Origin of the sequence: Mesorhizobium sp. M0029 (assembly GCF_040323735.1) — a bacterium.
Taxonomy (GTDB): Bacteria; Pseudomonadota; Alphaproteobacteria; order Rhizobiales; family Rhizobiaceae; genus Mesorhizobium.
In genome coordinates this window covers 104,832-119,070 of the sequence record NZ_JAMYVF010000006.1, presented here as the reverse complement: position 1 = coordinate 119,070, position 14,239 = coordinate 104,832, and the positions used below count along the sequence as shown (strand labels likewise).

20 protein-coding genes and 1 pseudogene are annotated in these 14,239 nt (G+C 61.2%); 7 read left to right on the top strand and 14 right to left on the bottom strand.

The genetic code is table 11. The annotated features are described in order from the left end of the window. Nucleotides 1-55 precede the first annotated feature (55 nt). Nucleotides 56-646 (top strand): TetR/AcrR family transcriptional regulator, encoded by a 591-nt coding sequence (locus NKJ76_RS12815; protein ID WP_023705688.1) that lies wholly within the window; start codon nt 56-58, stop codon nt 644-646. 97 nt (nt 647-743) lie between these two features. On the opposite strand, the gene NKJ76_RS12810 is transcribed toward NKJ76_RS12815, so the two are convergent. Beyond that, complete coding sequence (locus NKJ76_RS12810; protein WP_352537570.1) at nt 744-1,970, bottom strand: anion transporter; 1,227 nt, start codon at nt 1,968-1,970, stop codon at nt 744-746. 764 nt (nt 1,971-2,734) lie between these two features. Further along, nucleotides 2,735-2,971 (bottom strand): hypothetical protein, encoded by a 237-nt coding sequence (locus tag NKJ76_RS12805; RefSeq protein WP_023671471.1) that lies wholly within the window; start codon nt 2,969-2,971, stop codon nt 2,735-2,737. Nucleotides 2,972-3,245: 274 nt separating this feature from the next. Between NKJ76_RS12805 and NKJ76_RS12800 the strand changes: the two genes are divergently transcribed. Next, entirely contained in the window at nt 3,246-3,572 is a 327-nt protein-coding gene (locus tag NKJ76_RS12800) for a hypothetical protein (protein WP_023705687.1), read from the top strand. Here the strand turns inward: NKJ76_RS12800 and NKJ76_RS12795 are convergent. Then, nucleotides 3,569-3,946: a sensor histidine kinase family protein gene (locus NKJ76_RS12795; protein WP_245261169.1), complete on the bottom strand. Its 378-nt coding sequence runs from the start codon at nt 3,944-3,946 to the stop codon at nt 3,569-3,571. The two genes, NKJ76_RS12800 and NKJ76_RS12795, sit on opposite strands and share 4 nt — an antisense overlap. A gap of 804 nt (nt 3,947-4,750) precedes the next feature. On the opposite strand from NKJ76_RS12795, the gene NKJ76_RS12790 reads away from it, so the two are divergent. The 4 genes from NKJ76_RS12790 to NKJ76_RS12775 all read left to right on the top strand — a co-directional run bounded on the left by NKJ76_RS12790 (nt 4,751) and on the right by NKJ76_RS12775 (nt 6,624). Beyond that, a complete protein-coding gene (locus NKJ76_RS12790) occupies nt 4,751-4,918 on the top strand; it encodes a Thivi_2564 family membrane protein (RefSeq protein ID WP_023705685.1) in 168 nt (55 codons plus the stop codon). A 28-nt stretch (nt 4,919-4,946) separates the two neighbouring features. Beyond that, nucleotides 4,947-5,225, top strand: a complete 279-nt coding sequence (locus NKJ76_RS12785) for a hypothetical protein (RefSeq protein WP_023705684.1) — start codon at nt 4,947-4,949, stop codon at nt 5,223-5,225. Nucleotides 5,226-5,386: 161 nt separating this feature from the next. Then, nucleotides 5,387-5,857: a GFA family protein gene (locus tag NKJ76_RS12780; protein WP_023705683.1), complete on the top strand. Its 471-nt coding sequence runs from the start codon at nt 5,387-5,389 to the stop codon at nt 5,855-5,857. Nucleotides 5,858-6,429: 572 nt separating this feature from the next. Next, the gene (locus tag NKJ76_RS12775; RefSeq protein ID WP_023705682.1) at nt 6,430-6,624 is read left to right on the top strand and encodes a hypothetical protein; all 195 of its coding nucleotides are present in this window, start codon (nt 6,430-6,432) and stop codon (nt 6,622-6,624) included. 83 nt (nt 6,625-6,707) lie between these two features. Here NKJ76_RS12775 and waaF read toward each other — a convergent pair whose 3' ends face one another. Next, nucleotides 6,708-7,730, bottom strand: a complete 1,023-nt coding sequence (waaF, locus tag NKJ76_RS12770; protein ID WP_023671465.1) for a lipopolysaccharide heptosyltransferase II — start codon at nt 7,728-7,730, stop codon at nt 6,708-6,710. Next, the gene (locus tag NKJ76_RS12765; protein WP_023808296.1) at nt 7,727-8,668 is read right to left on the bottom strand and encodes a glycosyltransferase; all 942 of its coding nucleotides are present in this window, start codon (nt 8,666-8,668) and stop codon (nt 7,727-7,729) included. The genes waaF and NKJ76_RS12765 overlap by 4 nt, the downstream gene beginning before the upstream one ends. Nucleotides 8,669-9,151: 483 nt before the next feature. Between NKJ76_RS12765 and NKJ76_RS12760 the strand changes: the two genes are divergently transcribed. Beyond that, the gene (locus NKJ76_RS12760) at nt 9,152-9,997 is read left to right on the top strand and encodes a glycosyltransferase family 25 protein (RefSeq protein ID WP_352537569.1); all 846 of its coding nucleotides are present in this window, start codon (nt 9,152-9,154) and stop codon (nt 9,995-9,997) included. 19 nt (nt 9,998-10,016) lie between these two features. Here the strand turns inward: NKJ76_RS12760 and msrA are convergent, their stop codons facing one another. The 9 genes and pseudogenes from msrA to NKJ76_RS12715 all read right to left on the bottom strand — a co-directional run. Beyond that, entirely contained in the window at nt 10,017-10,535 is a 519-nt protein-coding gene (gene msrA / locus NKJ76_RS12755) for a peptide-methionine (S)-S-oxide reductase MsrA (RefSeq protein WP_352537568.1), read from the bottom strand. 68 nt (nt 10,536-10,603) lie between these two features. Beyond that, entirely contained in the window at nt 10,604-10,927 is a 324-nt protein-coding gene (locus NKJ76_RS12750) for a hypothetical protein (RefSeq protein ID WP_023689880.1), read from the bottom strand. 3 nt (nt 10,928-10,930) lie between these two features. Then, entirely contained in the window at nt 10,931-11,122 is a 192-nt protein-coding gene (locus NKJ76_RS12745) for a hypothetical protein (RefSeq protein ID WP_023671459.1), read from the bottom strand. Beyond that, nucleotides 11,107-11,346 carry a hypothetical protein gene (locus NKJ76_RS12740; RefSeq protein WP_023705680.1) on the bottom strand — a complete coding sequence of 80 codons (240 nt, stop codon included), beginning with the start codon at nt 11,344-11,346 and terminating at the stop codon, nt 11,107-11,109. The genes NKJ76_RS12745 and NKJ76_RS12740 overlap by 16 nt, the downstream gene beginning before the upstream one ends. Before the next feature lie 96 nt (nt 11,347-11,442). After that, nucleotides 11,443-11,646: a Pam3-gp28 family putative phage holin gene (locus NKJ76_RS12735; protein ID WP_023705678.1), complete on the bottom strand. Its 204-nt coding sequence runs from the start codon at nt 11,644-11,646 to the stop codon at nt 11,443-11,445. Next, a complete protein-coding gene (locus tag NKJ76_RS12730) occupies nt 11,643-12,335 on the bottom strand; it encodes a glycoside hydrolase family 108 protein (RefSeq protein ID WP_023705677.1) in 693 nt (230 codons plus the stop codon). The genes NKJ76_RS12735 and NKJ76_RS12730 overlap by 4 nt, the downstream gene beginning before the upstream one ends. A gap of 23 nt (nt 12,336-12,358) precedes the next feature. Further along, nucleotides 12,359-12,493, bottom strand: coding sequence for a hypothetical protein (locus NKJ76_RS12725; protein ID WP_023705676.1), 135 nt, complete (start codon nt 12,491-12,493; stop codon nt 12,359-12,361). 94 nt (nt 12,494-12,587) lie between these two features. Next, nucleotides 12,588-12,719: a hypothetical protein gene (locus NKJ76_RS12720; protein ID WP_280790706.1), complete on the bottom strand. Its 132-nt coding sequence runs from the start codon at nt 12,717-12,719 to the stop codon at nt 12,588-12,590. Nucleotides 12,720-12,890: 171 nt separating this feature from the next. Continuing rightward, nucleotides 12,891-14,010 (bottom strand): annotated as a pseudogene (locus NKJ76_RS12715) (IS256 family transposase); the annotation flags it as partial. Between the last annotated feature and the right edge of the window lie 229 nt (nt 14,011-14,239).

The window sequence follows — 14,239 nt, the reverse complement described above, 5'->3', positions numbered from 1 at the left end:
CGGAGAGGATCAGGCTTTCGGTTGTATGTATATTCACTAGTCGGTATACTTGCGTATGAGCGAAGCACCAAGCCCTACCCGCAAACGCATTGTCGATGCCGCAACGAAGCTGTTCTATGCCGAGGGGATCGGCCGCGTCAGCGTCGATGCAGTGGCGGAAAAAGCCGGGCTGACCAAGCGCACGCTCTACTATCATTTCAAGAGCAAGGACGATTTGATCGCGGCCTATCTCGACGGTCGCGACCAGCCGAACCTCAAGCAGATGGCCGGCTGGTTCGAGATGACCGAAGGCGATGTCGAGCGCAAGGTCGAGGCGATTTTTACCAATCTGGCGCGCGTGGCGAAGCACCCGAAATGGAGAGGCTGCGGCTTTCTGCGCACGGCAGCCGAACTCGCTTCCATGCCCGGACACCCGGCCGTTAAAGCGGGGGCGCGGCATAAGCAGAATTTCGAGACCTGGCTGGCCGGCGAACTCACAGGCCACGGCGTCGACGAGCCGCAGACCCTGGCGCGCGAAATCGTGCTTTTGATGGACGGCGCGTTCTCGATCATGCTGATCCACCGCAACCCCGACTATGTCGAGGCCGCCGGACAGGCCGCTGCAACGCTGGTTCGGGCAAGGTCAGGATCGGCGACTATCCGCTAGAGCGTTCACCGTTTAGTGGAGACGGCGAAACACGCTATCTCTTTGTTTTGACGCAATTCCGGACGGAGAACCGCTTCACATTTTTCGTGGAGTTGCTCTAGAATCCAGCCGCCAGCCATGCCGTGCCGACGGCAAGGGTGAGCAGCGTCAGTGGCAGGCCGACCTTGAAGAAGGCTGAGAAGGACAGCTGCGTGCCGGCCGCCCGCGCCTGTTCGGCGACGATCAGGTTGGCGACCGAGCCAAGCAAGGTGAAGTTGCCGGCCAGCGTCGAGCTCATCGCCACCACCAGCCAGGCACGCCCGGGGTTTTCAAGGCCGGGTATGAATGGCCGCAGCGCCAGCACGGCCGGAACATTGCTCATGATGTTGGAGAGCACCGCGGTGAAGCCCGATAGACGCCAGACGTCGTCCAGCCCGAGGTTCTTGGCCGAGGCGATGATGTCGGGCGTCAGCAGCGTCTTTTCGGCGCCGGCGACAACGATGAACAGGCCGGCGAACATGAACAGCAGCGGGCCGTCGATCTCGCGGTAAATGCGTGCCGGCTTGAGGGCGCGGGTGAGCAGCAGGATGGCGCCGCCGATGAGCGCTGCCTTGGCAACCGGTACGCCGGCGAAGAAGGCGATGGCCAGGCCAATGCAGACAACCACCGCCTTCAGCACCTGTCCCGGCAGCATGCGGCCGCGATAGACTTCCGGGTTGAGATCGGCGGTGCGGGCGAATTCGGCGCGGTAGACGATGCGCACGATGACGACGACCGCGACGAGGCCGAAGAGGGCAACCGGCGCCAGGGCGGCCGAAAAAGCTGGGTAGGAAATTCCCGACAGCGCGCCGATGACCATGTTCTGCGGGTTGCCGGTGATGGTGGCGACGCTGCCGCAGTTGGACGCGGTGGCGGTGGCGATCAGATAGGGAATGGGATTGCGATTGATGACACGGGTGACGTGGACGACGATCGGCGCCATGACCAGGCAGATGGCGTCGTTGACCAGGAACGCCGACAACACGCCGGTCAACAGCGTCACCATCACCAGCAGCACGAAAGGCGCGTGCGCATGCTCGATAGCGTAGGCGCCAAGCGCCCGGAAGGCGCCGGACACCTTCAGATGCGCCACCACGATCATCATGCCGAGCAGCAGCGTAATGGTGTCGAAATTGATGGCGCGATAGGCATCTTCCATACTGAGTGCGCCGATGGCGATCATCGCCGCCCCCCCCAGCAAGGCGATCCCTGCCCGGTCGAGACGGAGGCCTGGAATACGCCCGATTGCGACGCCGGCATAAGTCAGGACAAGGATGAAAAGTGCCGCTGCGCCCATCAATGTCATTGGCAGACATCCTTGTCCAAACGAACCGACGCAGGAACGGACTGTTCCCGCTCGGGCATTTGCCGGGCAGCTTTAACGCCGCTCCAGCAAAGCGAAAGCCTATAACGATCCGAATGCGAAAATCGGTGGGCAAAATCGCGGGTTGACCGATGCCGGGAGCAACCGGAGCTTGATCTTGAGACGGCCGAGATTGGGAATGAGACACGCGCGGCGGACTGCCGGTGGCCTGAGATTGCCATCCGCGAACTTCCCCTCGGAAGGCTATCGTGGCGTATGTAATTAAATTCTAATTTAGGCTTTCCGGGTATGGATAGCTTAGCATATTTCGTCCTTGGGGTTTCAGATGGTCCAGGTTCTTGAGAGGGAATGCCGTGTCTCGGAGAACGAGGCTCTGCTGGCGCGTCCGATGGAATGTCCACAATGCCACGGAACCCGCAAGGTGTTTGTCTGTGCCCGGTGGGCCAGCTCGAACGGCCATTGCTGCCCCGGAGGAACACACCGGCTCAGTTGCCCCGGTCACAGCGTCGCGTGCATGGAGTGCGAAGAGAACCTTGAGCGTGTCTGAAGCGATCGCGACTATTTCCTGTCGGGAAAACGCAAAAAGCCCGCTCCGGCGAACCGGAGCGGGCTTTGCAACCATACGCCAAGAGTACCCTGCTTAGACCAGTACCCTGCCGAGAGCCGACCCGCTTTGCGTTTCCGCCACCGCAATAAATTGGTAGCGGCACTTCCAGAAAAGCGATTGTTGGCTAACCGCCGTCGAATTACTCGCCCGACTGGCCGTCGCCAGTCACACTGCTGCCCAGAATTCCAAAGTCCTGAGACTTAGTTCCTTGTCCCGCAGTCAGGAATCCATCCGCATCCAGGCCGCGCCGCAGCAGTTCCCGCACCGCCGCGGACCGGCTTGGCATGCGCTTTTCGAAGCGCCAGTTTTCCAAGGCAGCCAATTCCTCGGCTGTCAGCATGATCTGCAGTCGCTCGGGTCGTTCCAGCTCGGCCATTCGCGCCTCCAACCGTCAAGACCAAAAAATATGGTGAGTTAGTATGTGTCTCAATTGCAGTATAGCTAGGGGTCCCCGTGCAGCGCGTCAAGAGAGGCTGATGGGTGACTCACATACAAGACCAACGATGAGGAAGACACGCCGATAGCACAACCCGCGCAGTCTGCTAACTACTTGATTTACTTGAGAATACTTTATATTCTTCTTGCCATCTGAAGGTCGTTGGCGCATCTTGACCACGACGGGACAACCGGCTCCTGAAAGGAAGGTTTCCATGCGCTACGGATATTCGGCTCGGCTACGGGAGGATCTCAATTCACGGGTCCTGGGCGCGCTGCGCTCGCGCGGAATGGTCAATATTGCGGTGGTTGCCGAGGACATACGATTGCGTAACCTGGACGAGAACGTCGCCCTTGAAGATGTCGAGCGGCTTGTGATGCAGACGGCCCAACTCTACGGCGCGGTGATGGAGTTGGACGGACTGACCTCCGTCGAGGCGGGGAGATTGACTTCGCTTGCCGACGATAAGCACGAACTGCCTGGCATCGGCAATTCCGACACCACAGGCGGCCAAACCGGTCACCTATTGGGATTGTCCTAAGGCGCGACCCGCTCTTTCAATCGACAAAAATCCGCGAGAGAGATTTGGACCGAGCGCAGCGGCGCCTTGAGCGTCCAGACAACGCCTTGTTCCCCAAATTTTAGTTGTCCGGTGCCGCTAAGCGCTTGTGGCGCAACCCGCTTGAGCACGACGGAGCCAAAACCGCGGCGCGTCGTCCCACTCAGGTTCGGCCCACCCAATTCACGCCAGATCAAGCTAAAGGTATCGGTGCCGTCGGTTGCCGGCGCCGTATCCCATTCGATTTCGACTCGTCCGCCGTGACGTGAAAGTGCTCTATGCTTTGCGGAATTGGTGGCCAGTTCGTGGAAAGCGATGCCGAGATACTGCACGGCATTCGGGCGAAGCGTGATCACAGGCCCGGCCACCGACAAACGGTCCTGCGCCGCGAAAGCTTTGAGTTGCGCCTTGAGCAGGTCGCCGATGCTGGCGCCGCGCCATTCGGCGTCGACCAGGAGATCGTGTGATTGCGAAAGCGCCGAGATGCGCTATCGCACCTGTTCGAGGAATGTCGCCGGACTGCCCGCCGATTTGCTCGTCTCATAGATCATCGAAATGATGACCGGATGCGGGCTTCGTCGGCTTGCGTTTGCGTGCGCAGATCAAGCAGCTGTTGATGGCGCCGACAATTTCGCCCGATCCGTCGCGGAGCAGGCGTGGGTGGGCTATAAACGGAATAAGTTCGCCGTCCGGCCGCTCTGCCTGCAATGGCCTGGTCCCACGTGATATCGTGTCCTTCAACCATGGAAACGGCCATCGGGCACTCAGCATGCGCCATCGGCCGACCATCGAGGTGACGGAGTTTCCACGAGCCGCACCACAGGTCTCGGCCAAGACCGGACGATGCCCCCAAATGTCGGCAGCGGCCTCGTTGTAGAACGTGATGCGGCCGTTTTTGTCGGAACCTCGTCAGCCCGGGGCGGTTCTCCCGTTAGCCCAGCCTGACCCAGCAACAAGTCGCCTGGAAACCGTGTCGCCGATGGCAAACGACAACCATTACGGCAAACAGACCTGATCGGCATCCAGCTTCAAAGGCCGCGGAACGCTGTTTCGCAGCCTTTACGTTGCGCCGGCGGCTTCGCATCGACAGGAACCAATCTATGGCCAGAGCGTTTGCCGCTGCGTACTCTTCTCAGACGTAGCCAGACGGAGTGAGGGACATGGCTTCATCGGTACTTATCGGCATTCTGATCACTTTCCTGGTGATCATCCTGGTGCTCTATCTCATCCAGCGTCTGCCACTCGATGGCCGCACGAGGCAGATCGCGCAGATCGTTGTCATCATTATCGGCATCATTTCGCTGTTGAAATACCTGGCCGCATTTTAGGATAAGGATCGCCATGATATCCCAAACAATGGCATGGATCATTGGAACGGCGTTGTTTGCAGCAACAAGCACGGCCTACGCCCGACCCGACACGCGTTCGATGACCTGCGAGGAGACGCAGCGCCTGATCCAGAGCCATCACTCGGCGGTGTTGACGACCGGCCGGAATACTTACGATCGCTATGTCCGCCAATACGGCAACGAGTGCGACTGGCCGGAGGTGCCGGTCGCTGCCTCCGTTCCGACACGTGATGGCCAGTGCCGTGTCTATTGGTGCCGGGAACCGGTGTTCGATTTCCCGAACTGACATATCCAGCAGCCTTGCGGCGGTCGTTGCCATGGCGCTCCCGGGTTCAGACGATGCATTGCGCGAGGCGACATGGAACCCTTGCGCTGCGGGTGAATTGATTGTGCGCATGGCGCTGCAAGATGTAGCGGTGTGATGCCCAAACAGATGGAGGAGCGGTCATGCCCAATGATACAAGGCGGAGCGGCAGCTGCCTGTGCGGCGGCATCCAGTTTTCGGTGACGGGAGATCCCTTTCGGATTGGCCTTTGCCATTGCAAGGACTGCCGCAAGGCTAGCGGGTCGGCTTTTTCGGCGTTTGCAGTGTGGCCGCTCGAGGCGTTCGAAACGACGGGTATCGTCAGCAGCTACGGCGACAGAAGTTTTTGTCCCACCTGCGGCGGCCGGGTCCCTTTGGTTCGTGAGAATGAGGTGGAAGTGACGATTGGCAGCCTCGATGAGGTGCCCACCGAAGGGCTGGAGCCCAGCTATGAACTCTGGGTCAATCGCCGTGAGCACTGGTTGCAACGCTTGCCTGCCGCCCGGCAATTCGAGCACGACCGAGTCGATGACGAGCCGACAAACCGGACAGCCGAACCGATTTCTGACGGTGTCGAGACGCCGTCTAGCTTGCCGCAACGCAAGTCGGCCTAGCGCGAGCGGCGCAGACAGCCGGCAGGCACGAAATTCATTCTCGAAACCGCCCGATGCCGACAGGACCGGGTCCGACAACATTTCACCCGGGTAGAAGCCAAACGCAAAAAAGCCCGCCTTGGCGTCAAGCCAAGGCGGGCGGTAGATCATCCGGCCTGCGCTGCCGTGGAACGATGGATTGGCCAAAGCCCTGGGCTGAGACCCATGCCGTTTGTAACCGGCGATTGACTACGGAGCGTCCCCGGTCAGCTGGAATTCGTCTTGTGGTTGCAACGATGCTACGTTTTGTTTGGAAACGAGAGCTTAAGACCACGCAATATCGTTACGTCAACTATGCTGTCCAAGTATGTCGTGGTGTGAACTGAATGAATCTTCCTGTCTTGTACAAAAGAACGCTTTGTTTATTTTCTTTCCGTCACATAGTGTAGCGAATCTTGAATCCGGATGGGGCGGCTTTCATGCAGCCAGCGCCTTCGCAGGATCGCGGTCCGCACGTGCAATATCCACTTCACGGCAATCTTCATGCAAGCATAGTCAGCACAAAGTTCATGCGCAGACATTGGGGGGCACCGATGGACCAGCCGAGCAAAATGGAGAACCTGCAGTTCGCGCAAGGGATACTGCGGGAGCTTCGGCAGAAAGCCGAAGGCGACGGCGAGAAGCTTCTGACCTACCTCATCGACATGGCCTACCTTGAAGCCAGCGACCGCATCCGTGCCCACTGGGTCGGCAATCACGAGCCCGAAAACCGCAGGGCCAAGGGGTAGTGCCAAGGGGTAAACCCGAAACGGGGCGATGGTTGCCCCCACGGAGCGTTTGATCAGACGCTTGGGGCCGGCGAGGCCACCGGTCAGTTGGCAATACCGGCTGAGAGGTCAGCCAGAACCTCCCTCACCCGAGTTTCGCTGACGCCGCGCGTGTCCTTGACCCAGCTGGGCGTCGAAAGCGGCGGTTCGATAAAGCGAACATGGTTGTTTACGGGCCCATGCACATAGGGGCGATTCAGCCCGTAGATGAGCGCGCATGGGACGTTCAGGGCAGCGGCGGCGTGGGAAATCCCGCCATCAACCCCGAGGAACATGGTCGACGCAGCGATTTGGCACATCGCGTCAGCAATCGACGGGGTCGAGGTGAAGTCGATTGCCTCAGGAATGGCGGCGCGGATTTTTGCGGCACCGGCGTGCTCGCGCGGTCCGCCTACAATCCAGATTGCCCAGCCGCGATCATGATGGTCTCTGGCGATCGAAATGAAGCGCTCGACGGGCCATGAGCGGAAATTCTCAATGTCGGCAGTATAGAGCGCCAGTGCCGGTCGGTCGGCATCGATCTTCTTGTGCTGGCGCCATTCGTCCAGTTCGGCCGGATCGACCACAAGCCGGGGCGCCGGCCACTCTGCGCCCGCAGCCGGCTTTTCGCCAAGCGAGGCAATCGAGCAGACTTCCTCGAACAGCCGCGTCTTGCGGGGTCCGAAGGCCCATAGATGGGCCAACCAGCCGGCGGGGAAGCGATTGAGGAGGCCGAATTGCAACTCCTGCGGATAGCCGATGCGCTCCTCTATTCCGGCCATGAACGCCATCAGCGCCGCCTTGGTGCTGCTGGTCATCAGATAGGCCGTACGGTAATTTTCCTTGCGCAACTCGCCAACCAGGCGGCTGCGCTCGCCAAAACCGGGGCGCTGATGACGCTTGGCAAGCGCCCAGCCCTTCCTGACATGCGGCATCAGGCGCGCCAGCGGCGCTGCAACGGGCGAGGTGACGACATCTATGGGGCGATCAGGAAATCGCGCGGCAATGATCTGGATGGCGGAATGGCAACGGACGAAGTCGCCGACCGCGGGGAAGCCGACGAAGAGGATTGGATCGCCGGTCGTCAAGGAAGCGCTTCGCCGTCAAGGATGCGGGCATAGAGATCCAGATAGCCGCGCGCCGCTTTTTGGATGGGAAATCTCGTCGCGGCCGATTCGCGGCATTGCTGAGGCGTAAGGTCGGCGACGGCCTCGAAAGCGGCCGCAAATTCTTCATCGGTCTCAAAGAAGCGCCCGCTGTCGGCATCGACCGTCTCGGGCAATGCGCCTCGCGTCGTCGTCAGCACCGGAGTGCCGCACAACATGGCTTCGACCGGTGCGTTGCCGAACGGCTCCTCCCAGGCGATGGGGTTGAGGAAGGCTCGCGCTTCGCCGAGAAGGCGAAGCTTCGGCTCGCCGTCAACGATTCCGTGGAAACGGTATCGCCTGCCAAGGCTCTTGAAAAACAACCCTTCGCGGCGGGTCTGACTTCGGCCCAGCAGTTTCCAACGCGAGCCACCGGCGATATCGAGACCGAAATCGAATTTTTTGGCGAGATCGACGGCGCGGTTGAGGCCTTTGCTTGATCGTGCAATGCCGGCGAGAAATAGCAGGCGGTCGCCCTTTGCAGCCGACAAACGATAGGCGTCCACCGGAAAGCCATTGTAGACGAATGTCTCGCGCCCATGCTGGCGGGCATGATTGGCGCTGATAAAGCTCCAGTTCGCAACTGGCATGGGCTGGTCCGGCATAAAGCCGCGCTGCGTATTCAGCGTTGGAAATGGCACCTCGACGGGCCAACTATGGGTGTGGACGATTTGCGTGTCCCGCGGAATGGCTGCCCGGCATTCGGCATCGGTCGAAGCGTGCCGGACTTCGAAGAGCGGGTGGCTGGAGCCAGGGCCAGCGATCACCACGACTTCGTGTCCGAGACGAACCATCTCCGTGGCCAGCCATTCGACCTGACGCTGAATCCCACCGTAACCTCGGCAGGGTATTACGCCCTTCAAAACGAGCGTCACCCGCATTGACCTTGCCTCACAATGCTCTCAAAGACGGCCCAGTTGCGTCACGGGCTGGGCATTGTCAAGGTCGCGCCAGAAACGCAAAAAGCCGCGGCGGCCTCGATCGGGTTACGGAATCGTTAATCAGCGCTTGCTACTATACCGGATGACCAAGAATCTCGGCAATGCACCCAGGACCATCTCCAGGCAACAGCCAAAGACCTCCGCTCTTGGTGGGCTGACGCCCGCCCTGTTTCCCCTTGTGGTCGTCGCGCTCGGATACATGATCGGTCGGCAATTCTTCGGCTTCTAGGGCGACTCGTCTAGGCGCGCACGGTAAAGGCTCGCGCCACGCGGGGGACGCCGTCAATGTCCACCCAACCTCCAAAACCAACCGGCGGCACCGTACGCCGCTACCCACTGCCCCGCACGTAAGCAAATTTTGTGCAATCACGGGAACGTGATATTCACTGATCACCAGACAAGGGGGCGCTGATGAGGTGTCTGGTGATCAATCTTGATCGTTCTCGCGATCGGCTGGCGCATGTCGCGTCCGAGTTCGGCCGGATCGGAGTACCATTTGAGCGTGTCTCCGCCATCGATTGCCCCGATTGCTGCTCTGTCGCCAAAAGCCCGCTAAGCGCTGCTGAGGTTTGCTGTTTCCTGAGCCACCGCTCGTGTTGGGAGATCGTTGCGAACGGCGCGGATCAATATGGCGCGGTTTTCGAGGACGACGTCGTTTTCGGCGCGGGCGCCGGCTCGCTGCTTGCTTCCGATCGATGGGTGCCGCGCGATGCCGATGTGATCAAGCTGGAAACGCATTTTGCCAAAGTGAGGGTCGGACGCAAGGAAGTCGCTCTCGATGATGGGTTTTCGCTTGCCAGACTTTATGGCCTGCACGCGGGCGCCGCAGGCTATGTCATCTCCAGATCGGCAGCGCAAAGATTGCTGCGCAGGACCATGCATCTGAGAGGAGAGGTCGACTTCGTTCTTTTTCACCCAGGATTCATGACCTGCTCGCTCAACCGAATCTATCAGATCATGCCGGCGCTTTGCGCACAGCACCATTTTGTTTCGGGACGAGAGCGCTTTCCAAGCCTCGTGCGACGGCCCGGGAGGCGGCCAAAACCGTTTCTCGATCGAATTGTCGGAGAAGCGGTGCGAACCTTCGCCTATCTTCGAAACCAGAGCCTGACCGGAACAAAGAAGATCGAGGCCGTCGCGTTCTCAGGCTCTGAGGTCGACGGCAAACCCGCCCACGGCGCGTTCATCTATGGGCAGCCCGAGCACGGCCACCTCAACAAGGCGGCCGGCATACCGATCGCGCGGAAGAATAGTTCGACCGCCAGATAAGCAGACGATAGCGGCTGCGTTACGAAACAGCCTTTTCGCGGACCGGAAGCTTCCAGCCCGGCCTGACAAAGTGGCAGGTATAGCCGTTGGGGTATTTCTCGAGATAGTCCTGATGCTCTGGCTCCGCCTCCCAGAAATCGCCCACCGGCGCAAGCTCGGTGATGACCTTGCCCGGCCACAGTCCAGAGGCATCGACATCGGCGATGGTGTCTTCGGCGACGCGCTTCTGCTCGTCGCTGGTGTAGAAGATCGCAGAGCGATAGCTCATTCCGACATCGTTGCCCTGGCGGTTCCTGGTGGTCGGATCGTGGATCTGGAAAAAGGATTCGAGCAATGTGCGAAAGCTAATCCTGGCCGGATCGAAAACGATCTCGATGGCTTCGGCATGGCTGCCGTGGTTGCGATACGTGGCGTTGGGCACATCGCCACCGCTATAGCCGACGCGGGTAGAGATCACGCCGGGATAGCGCCGGATCAAATCCTGCATGCCCCAGAAACAGCCGCCGGCAAGGACTGCACGTTCGGTGGACGTCGCCATATCATACCTCCATTGGATTGCTCCTTAGGTAGGCATTGTCGCTGGCTTCTTCCAGCATCTCAAGTGCATCACTCGTTGCCGGCCGAGCCGAACCGCCGCACGATGACCTCGAAGACGATGTCGGAAATCCACATGGCCGAGACGCCGATCAAAAAGGCGGCGGCGAGCGTCGTAGTGTCGTCGGCCGGATCGGGGATAGGCATGCCGGTTGCCCTGAACCAGGCGACGGCAGGCAGCGTCAGATACGCAGCCGCCAGCGCCCCGCAGATCGGCGAGGCAATCATCTCGCGCAGCTTGTAGCGATGGCGCGACAGTGCTCGCAGCACGCCGCCAGCTAGCCCGGCGGCGACGACCGGCCCCTTGATGCCGAGCATGTCGAAGAGGTCGTGCATCGGCTAAGGCCTCCATCCGCAGAGCTTTTGTCCCTTGCGGTTGTGCGCCAAGAGCGCTCTCGCCTCGGCGTCCGACAGGACGTCGACGGCTTCGGCCGACAGGCGCAGCGGGCTCGAAATCGCGCAGAAGCCGCCCGAAGCAGTCGTGCACCCGGCAAGCGCCACAAGCAGCGCAAGCATCAGTCCCTTGCCCATGATTTCAGCTCCTTTCGAACAGCGTCCGCCGGCAGTGCGCCGACGTCGTTCTGCACCTGCTCAGCGACCGCGCGCGCCGCGGCCTCAGCGGCCGCCAGTTTGCCGCGCTCGGCCCAGGCGCCGGCCAGCCGCTGGTGAGCGCCCCAGCAAAGGGCGGCGATGGCCGATGCCAGGAAGCCCAGCAGCACTTTGTTGCCAAGCAGGACGGCGAGGAGCGCGCTCACAGCAGCCACCCGGCGACAAGCCCGGCGGCAAAGCCGATAGCATAGGGTTGCGCGGCTTCGAGATAGGCGATGATCAGTTGTTGAAACCCTTCCATGTCAGTGCTCCCAGCCGGATTTGCGGGCCAGCCAGTGCCAGGTCTCGGTGACCGAGGCGATGGCGAGACCGGCGGCGATCTCCAGACCAGCTTGAGTGTCGGGGTCGGAAGAAAATGCCGCCGCGTCGTCGGCGCCGAGCAGGCCACGCGCGACCAGAACACCGGCGCCGTAACGCAAGCCGATGCGGATGAAGACGGCGATCATGTCGAACTCCTTGCGAAAATCGATTTCAGGATTTGAAGCAGCGCACGCCAGAACGGCAGGCGTTCGACGGGGCTGACGCGCCCGCCGGTAGACACCGGCGGCATCGCACTGCCGGGCTTCGGCGAGAGCGCTGATGGCTGGGTCGGGGAGCCCGGCAAAGGTGCCGGAGCGGGCTGTAGTGCCGACATCAACAGCGCCTGGGAACGGACAGACCGGATGCGATCGCTCCAACCCTTGCCGAAAACCGGCCAGGTCGGCAGCCGCCGCAGGAATGCCAGGCGGGCATCGCAAAGATCGTCGATGACTGCGCCCGGTGGCCTGGCGCCGACAGCTTTGAGCGTGGCCGGGCCGATCCTGCCGTCCTGTGCGGTGCCAACTGCCGCCTGCAGATATTTAGCCGCCCTGCCCGGCCCACTGTTCACGGCGAAGTCGAAGACGGCATAGTCGACACCGCCGGGAAGCTCGGCGCCCGCAGCGGCATCCCAATAGAAGCGGCGATAGACCGTCGCCACCTGAGCATCCGTGATATGGCGAAGGTCGTCCTTCGTCGCATCCGCCTTCACGTAGCGGCGGAAATTGGCCAGCGTCACGCCCTTCATGGTAGCGCCGCCCGGATCGGCCGGATTGTCGGACCAGCCGCCTTCCGATTTGAGGACGAGCGCAAGCGCCCGCGCGAAGTTGCGGTTCATTTTGCCTCTTTTGGGGTTGTGGGTTAGGGGGCGAGGATTACCGCCGGATCGATCCCGAGCGCTCGGACCAAGTTCACAGCATCAGGATCGTCGCTGTAGAGAGAGGGATGGTCCGGAGCGAACCAGCGGGCGAAATAGATCGGGTTGCCGGTGAACATGCCATAGGCCTGCGGCGTCTTGCCGCCGTCGATGATGCGCTTGCACTACGAATTTCAGCACAATGCGGCGGACTGCCGGGGCAGCACTCCAAGCCTAGCCATCCCATATTTGACGCGCATCTTCTGGGGCTTCAGGCACTTCGATGCCATTTTCAGGAAGCTCGAGGTCTTCACCATCAAAGCCGCCGAGATAGGCGCCATTGCCATCAACGAAGTATTTTGTCATGGTGTCGCCTCAAAATTGGAAAGGGCTTTTAGATGTGGCTTTTGTACCGGTATCAGTCCCTGCAAATTGGACTGGCGGCACTTGTCGCGATCGTGTCCCGCGGCGTGGTGTAGCTGGCGGCATTAGTCGCCGTGCTCTCCGGCATGGGGCCGGGCTGATCAGCGCGCCACGGCTGGCAAGGCTGATCAGGGGATCATCGCTCATCTGGCTGATCGTTTCCAGAGTCATATATCTGGCCCGCTGCACTGCCCATTCATCGTTCTGTTCGAGCAGGATTGCGCCGACGAGGCGCACGATCGCATCGTCGTTCGGTAAGATACCGACGACCTCGGTGCGCCGCTTGATCTCGCCGTTGAGAGTTTCGATCGGATTCGTCGAGTGGAGCTTGGCGCGATGTTCCTTGGGGAAGGTCATGTAGGCCAGCACGTCGGGCTCGGCGTCGTCCATGATTGTCGCCAGCTTCGGCACCTTCGGCCGGATCTGGTCGGCGACGGCGCGCCATTGTACGGACGCGGCCTCGGGCGTTTCCTGGGCGAAAGCGGTGGGGATGAAGGCTGAGACGACCCTGCGGCCGCTCTTGACGGCATGGGCCAGCACGTTCCTCATGAAGTGGACGCGGCACCTCTGTCATGTGCGCGCACAGCACCTTGGTGACGGCCGCCTTGAGGCCTTCGTGAGCATCGGAGACGACGAGATTGACGCCGCGCATGCCGCGACGTGTCAGCTTGCGCAGGAACTCTGTCCAGATCGGCTCGGCCTCCGAGGTGCCAATCTCCATGCCCAGTACCTCGCGCCGGCCGTCCGCGTTGACGCCGACGGCGATGATAACGGCGACCGAGACGATCCGCCCACCGCGGCGGACCTTCAGGTAAGTGGCGTCGATCCACAGGTATGGCCAATCGCCCTCGATCGGCCGATCGAGGAAGGCCTTCACCTCCCCGTCGATCTCCTCGCACAGCCGCGAGACTTGGCTCTTGGATATGCCGCTCATACCCATGGCCTTGACCAGGTCGTCAACCGACCGGGTCGAGATGCCTTGCACATAAGCTTCCTGGATGACGGCGGTTAGCGCCTTCTCGGCCATGCGGCGCGGTTCGAGGAAACCTGGGAAGTAGCTACCCTTCCTGAGCTTCGGGATGCGCAGCTCGACCGTGCCGGCCCGCGTATCCCAGTCCCGGTCGCGGTAGCCATTGCGCTGGGCGAGCCGCAGCGGGTTCTTCTCGCCATAGCTGGCGCCGGTGGCCGCGCCCACCTCCATTTGCATCAGTCGCTCGGCGGCAAAGCCGATCATCTCCCGCAGCAGATCGGCATCCGGGGACTTCTCCAACAACCAAACCCTACCGGAAAGCGCCGATGACCACCCACACGCCGCTCGCTCGCTACAGCGCTACTAACGGCGCGCTCGTGAGCGACTTCGCTACCGCCGAGCTACACCACCTGATGGGACACGACCCTTGTCGCTCTTGGCGCCTATGTTGCGGTGCCGGATGGCTGCTATCGACAGGCGGCTTCTTTTTGGC

Bases quoted from the DNA above. Each gene is read 5' to 3' on its own strand.
- NKJ76_RS12800 (WP_023705687.1), top strand. From the start codon at position 3,246: ATGCGCTACGGATATTCGGCTCGGCTACGGGAGGATCTCAATTCACGG.
- NKJ76_RS12810 (WP_352537570.1), bottom strand. From the start codon at position 1,970: ATGACATTGATGGGCGCAGCGGCACTTTTCATCCTTGTCCTGACTTAT.
- NKJ76_RS12750 (WP_023689880.1), bottom strand. From the start codon at position 10,927: ATGCACGACCTCTTCGACATGCTCGGCATCAAGGGGCCGGTCGTCGCC.
- msrA (WP_352537568.1), bottom strand. From the start codon at position 10,535: ATGGCGACGTCCACCGAACGTGCAGTCCTTGCCGGCGGCTGTTTCTGG.
- NKJ76_RS12730 (WP_023705677.1), bottom strand. From the start codon at position 12,335: ATGAACCGCAACTTCGCGCGGGCGCTTGCGCTCGTCCTCAAATCGGAA.
- NKJ76_RS12745 (WP_023671459.1), bottom strand. From the start codon at position 11,122: ATGGGCAAGGGACTGATGCTTGCGCTGCTTGTGGCGCTTGCCGGGTGC.
- NKJ76_RS12720 (WP_280790706.1), bottom strand. From the start codon at position 12,719: ATGACAAAATACTTCGTTGATGGCAATGGCGCCTATCTCGGCGGCTTT.
- NKJ76_RS12815 (WP_023705688.1), top strand. From the start codon at position 56: ATGAGCGAAGCACCAAGCCCTACCCGCAAACGCATTGTCGATGCCGCA.
- NKJ76_RS12735 (WP_023705678.1), bottom strand. From the start codon at position 11,646: ATGATCGCCGTCTTCATCCGCATCGGCTTGCGTTACGGCGCCGGTGTT.
- NKJ76_RS12790 (WP_023705685.1), top strand. From the start codon at position 4,751: ATGGCTTCATCGGTACTTATCGGCATTCTGATCACTTTCCTGGTGATC.
- NKJ76_RS12765 (WP_023808296.1), bottom strand. From the start codon at position 8,668: ATGCGGGTGACGCTCGTTTTGAAGGGCGTAATACCCTGCCGAGGTTAC.
- NKJ76_RS12785 (WP_023705684.1), top strand. From the start codon at position 4,947: ATGGCATGGATCATTGGAACGGCGTTGTTTGCAGCAACAAGCACGGCC.
- NKJ76_RS12775 (WP_023705682.1), top strand. From the start codon at position 6,430: ATGGACCAGCCGAGCAAAATGGAGAACCTGCAGTTCGCGCAAGGGATA.
- NKJ76_RS12780 (WP_023705683.1), top strand. From the start codon at position 5,387: ATGCCCAATGATACAAGGCGGAGCGGCAGCTGCCTGTGCGGCGGCATC.
- NKJ76_RS12805 (WP_023671471.1), bottom strand. From the start codon at position 2,971: ATGGCCGAGCTGGAACGACCCGAGCGACTGCAGATCATGCTGACAGCC.
- NKJ76_RS12725 (WP_023705676.1), bottom strand. From the start codon at position 12,493: ATGTTCACCGGCAACCCGATCTATTTCGCCCGCTGGTTCGCTCCGGAC.